The organism is Pseudonocardia sp. NPDC049154, assembly GCF_040648315.1.
Taxonomy (GTDB): Bacteria; Actinomycetota; Actinomycetes; order Mycobacteriales; family Pseudonocardiaceae; genus Pseudonocardia.
Map to the genome: position 1 here is coordinate 1 of NZ_JBEZDN010000237.1, position 3,963 is coordinate 3,963.

Annotated in this window: 5 protein-coding genes and 1 pseudogene; 1 reads left to right on the top strand and 5 read right to left on the bottom strand. The window is 77.8% G+C overall.

Features of this window, described 5'->3' with window-relative positions; translation table 11 throughout:
* Positions 1-44: 44 nt before the first annotated feature.
* The 5 genes from AB0B41_RS42795 to AB0B41_RS42815 all read right to left on the bottom strand — a co-directional run bounded on the left by AB0B41_RS42795 (position 45) and on the right by AB0B41_RS42815 (position 3,210).
* Positions 45-434 carry a hypothetical protein gene (locus AB0B41_RS42795; RefSeq protein WP_358212924.1) on the bottom strand — a complete coding sequence of 130 codons (390 nt, stop codon included), beginning with the start codon at positions 432-434 and terminating at the stop codon, positions 45-47.
* Between the two features lie 128 nt (positions 435-562).
* Entirely contained in the window at positions 563-1,048 is a 486-nt protein-coding gene (locus tag AB0B41_RS42800; protein WP_358212926.1) for a MarR family transcriptional regulator, read from the bottom strand.
* Positions 1,049-1,055: 7 nt separating this feature from the next.
* Positions 1,056-1,496: a MarR family winged helix-turn-helix transcriptional regulator gene (locus tag AB0B41_RS42805; protein WP_358212928.1), complete on the bottom strand. Its 441-nt coding sequence runs from the start codon at positions 1,494-1,496 to the stop codon at positions 1,056-1,058.
* 89 nt (positions 1,497-1,585) lie between these two features.
* The gene (locus AB0B41_RS42810) at positions 1,586-2,944 is read right to left on the bottom strand and encodes an MBL fold metallo-hydrolase (RefSeq protein ID WP_358212930.1); all 1,359 of its coding nucleotides are present in this window, start codon (positions 2,942-2,944) and stop codon (positions 1,586-1,588) included.
* 77 nt (positions 2,945-3,021) lie between these two features.
* The gene (locus AB0B41_RS42815; protein WP_358212932.1) at positions 3,022-3,210 is read right to left on the bottom strand and encodes a hypothetical protein; all 189 of its coding nucleotides are present in this window, start codon (positions 3,208-3,210) and stop codon (positions 3,022-3,024) included.
* 297 nt (positions 3,211-3,507) lie between these two features.
* Between AB0B41_RS42815 and AB0B41_RS42820 the strand changes: the two are divergent.
* Positions 3,508-3,963: pseudogene (locus AB0B41_RS42820) on the top strand (hypothetical protein); the annotation flags it as partial.

Genomic DNA, 3,963 nt, shown 5'->3' on the forward strand with positions numbered 1-3,963 from the left:
GGCCGCGCAGGCTGGGGTGCGCGGCCCCGGTCCGTTGCGCGGCCTCAGGCCGCGGTGCCGTCGCTGGGCTCCGCGGCGGACGGCGCGGACGGCACGGACGCCGCGGACGGCACGGCGGGCCGGACCGTGGGCTCGAGGATCTCCTCGACGAGCCGCGAGACCAGGGTGTGGGCGCCGAACCGGTGCCCGAAGTCCTCCCAGATCAGCAGCTCGCGGCAGAGCAGCTCCCCGACCGGACCGGGGAACCGCTCGGGGGCGAGCAGGGCGGCCCTGCGCAGCCGCATGCGCTGGTCGTCGGGCATCGAGGCCCGCCGGCGGCTCGGCCGGTCGAGGAGGTCGTCCGCCCGGTCCACGGGACCGGGCGGGAGGGGCCTTGCGTCGGGGCGGGCGGCGCGGGGCTGGCCGCCGGGGTCGTCGGGACGGACGTCGGGCACGGATCACCGCCGGGGGTCTCGCCGTTGGGGTGGGCCGATCCCACCCTCCCGTCCCGCGCGCGGACCACCGCCGGACGGCGCAACTCCCGGTGGAGATTTTCGGTGCGCGAGAAGTCCGGGTCCTGCGGCTATCCCCCAGTCTCGTCCGGGGGCCGGGTGCGGCGGGCGAGCTCCTCCTCGAGCGCGGCGCGGTCGGCCGCGCGCGCCCGCAGTGCCGGCGCCATCCGCCCCAGGGCCCGGCCGAACTCGGTGACGTACCGGGGCTCCGCCGTGCGGACGGCCTGCTCGATGTCGTCGGTGAACAGGTCGAACATCGCCCTGATCGTCGAGCGGCCGCCGGGGGTGAGCACCACGAGCACACTGCGCCGGTCCACGGGGTTGGGCTGCCGCTCGACGAAGCCCGCGATCGTCAGGCGGTCGAGCAGCGAGGTCACGCTGGCCGAGGCGATGCCCAGGCGGCGGGCGATGGCCGACGGCGGCAGCGGGCCGCGGTGCAGCAGCTCGCCCAGGGTCGTGGCCTCGTGGATGCCGACCCCGGCCGCCTGCGCCATCGTGCGCCGGTACTCGTCGGTGGCGACGACGAGCTCGCGCACCCGCTCCGCCAGGGTCCGCACGGCGTCCTCACCCCGCGCCGGCACCCGGGCCCGCCAGGATGTTGCTGGCCGCGTGCAGGAACCCCGCGACGGCGGCGATCTCCGCACCCGAGCGCCCGGCCACCACCCGCCCGATTCGCTCGGCGAAGTCGTCGTAGGTCGCCGCGACGTACCGCCGGCCGCCGGGTTCGAGCTCGACGAGGCAGGAGCGGCGGTCCGCCGGGTCGGGCCGGCGCCGGACGTGCCCCGCGGCCTCGAGCCGGTCGAGCAGCTGGGTGGCCGACGCCGTGGTGATGCCGAGGTGCCGGGCGATGGCCCCCGGGGTGGCCGGGCCCTCAAGGAAGAGCAGCGCGAGTGTGCTGACCCCGCTGGCGCCCAGGCCCGCGGACCGGCCGACCGCCCCGCGGTAGCGGTCCCCGGCCAGCACGAGGTCGCGGACGGCACGGGCGACCTCGTTGTCCGCACTCATGGCCCGGCACCCTGGCCGGTCGCTAGGTTTCCTGGCAAACACTGCGTGACCGGGCGGTCGGGTGCCCCGCGTCCCCGGGGTCGTGGGCGTCATCCGGTCGCCAGTCCCGAGGCGACGGCCACCGAGTAGTCGTCGTCGACCAGCACGACGTGGTGCCCGGCCCGGGCGAGCAGGCTCGCCGCGATGCCCGCCCGGTACCCGCTCGCGCAATGCACCCACAGCTCGCCGTCGGGCACCGCGGAGAGCCGGTCGAGGAGGTCGTGCAGCGGCAGGTGCGCCGAGCCCGGGATCGCGCCCTGCGCGCGCTCGTCGTCCCGGCGGACGTCGAGCACGACGGCTCCGTCCCCGCGGTCGAGCGCCGCGGCGAGCTCGGCGAAGCCCACGACCGGGAAGGTGCGCAGCTCGGCGGGCCCGGCCAGGTCGGGGGGCGGTCCGACCGCGACGCCGGCGGGCCGGTCGATCCCGATGCGCACCAGCCGGCGCTGCGCCTCGCGGACCTGTCCGGCGGTCGCGCCGACGAGCGTGACCGGCGTGCCCCACGGGACCAGCCAGCCGAGGTACGGGGAGAACGCGCCGTCGAGGGCGATCCCGATCGTGCCCGCGACGTGCTCCGCGGCGTACTCGCCGCGGTCGCGGACGTCGACGACCCACTCCCCCGCGGCGATCCGGCGGTGCAGCTCCGCCGCGTCGACCGGCTCGGGCGGGGTGAGGTCGGCGGCCGGCGGCCCGCCGCGGTTCCGCGGCCCCATGTGCGCGTAGTAGCGGGGATAGGGGGTCAGGCCCGCGCGGAGCCGCGCGACGAACGCGTCCTCGTCCGGTTCCAGGAGGGCGTCGTTGCACCGGCGCTGGGCTCCGACCGTGCTCGTCGCCCCGCCGGTCGCCGGGCCCGCGGAGCAGAAGCTGCCGAACCCGTGGGTGGGGTGCACGGGGGTGTCGTCGGCGAGCAGGTCCGCCAGGTGGTGCGCCGACCGGTACTGCGCCCGGGAGAGCTCCTCGGTCCGGGCCGGGTCGACCAGGTCCGTGCGGCCCACGCTGCCGTACAGCAGCGATCCGCCGGTGAACGCGACGGGCGGGCCGCCCGCGTCGACGACGTAGGCGAGGTGGGCGTCGGTGTGGCCCGGGCTCGCGACCGCCCGCAGGTGGAGCGCACCCGCGCAGCGCTCGTCGCCGTCCGCGATCGGGTCCCGGGCGAAGGCCACCGCGTCACCGGCGGACACCAGGTACGGCACGCCGGCCCGCCGGGCGAGCGCGAAGCCCCCGGTCACGTAGTCGTTGTGCACGTGGGTCTCGGCGACCAGGGCGATCCGCACGCCGAGGCCGTCGAGCCGGTGCTCGACGCGATCGAGGTCGCGCTGGGGGTCGACGACCAGCGCGAACTCGCCGTCGTGGGCGATGTAGCTGCGGTCGCCCAGCTCACCGGTCTCCAGGACCTCCACCGACAGCCCCACGGCCTCCTCCTCGCGGTGTTCGCGGGCGGCACCGACCGGCACGGACCGGACGCGGTGGACGCGCAGCCGCGCCGGCCTCAGACCGGGGCGACGGCGGGCTCGGCCGGCCGGACGGCGTCGACCTCCGGCGGCGGCACGGGCTCGGCGGTGGCGGGCGGACAGTGCCAGCCGCAGACCTGGGCGTCCCAGTAGCAGCGCGTCGTGTGCCGGTGGCGGCCCGCCGGCCGGCCGCCCGGGACGGGCTCGGAGTGCGGTGCGGACGGCATCGGGACCTCCTGGGGTGGCCGGCGAGCCGGGTGATCGTGCCCGGCCCCGGGGCGCCCCCACCAGGGTCGGACGTCCCGTCACGCCGCGCGGCCGTGACTTTCGGCCCTCCCCCCGCGCCGCGGGGTGCGGAAGGGTGGGTGCGGCACGGGGCGGGGTAGTCCGGGGGACATCGGGGGTACGCGGGATCCGACAGGGGCGCCGTCGGCAGGATCCGGCACGGCGCTCGGGGACCGCGACCGGCACGGCCACCATGCGCGCGACCGCGGGGTGGCCGGCTGCCGACGGGGGGTACGCGCGTGGCCACGACCAGCGACGTCGTGTTGCCGGCAGGGGGACCGGAGCGGCCGGCGGGGCTGCCGGAGCGGTACCGGCTCGACGCCCGCCTGGGCTCCGGGCGGGCCAGGCGCCTCTACCGCGCGTGGGACGACGTCCTGTGCCGGCCCGTCGTCGTCGAGCTCCTGGGGCCCGCCACCACGGGGGGGGCCGCCGTGGCCGGGCTGCACCACCCGAATCTCGCGGCGCTGTACGACGTCGGGACGTGCGGCGACGGCCCCTTCCTCGTCACGCAGCTCGTCGACGGCCCGTCGCTGGCCGACCGCGCGACCCGGCGCGCCCTGTCGGTGCCCGCACTCCTGGCCGCCGGTACCCGCGTCGCCGAGCAGCTGCCAGACCAGGAACTGGCGGGCCAGCGGGCGTCGGCGCACGGGGCAAGCGTAGGCGGGCCGCGTCCGTGTACAGAACGACCACAACCA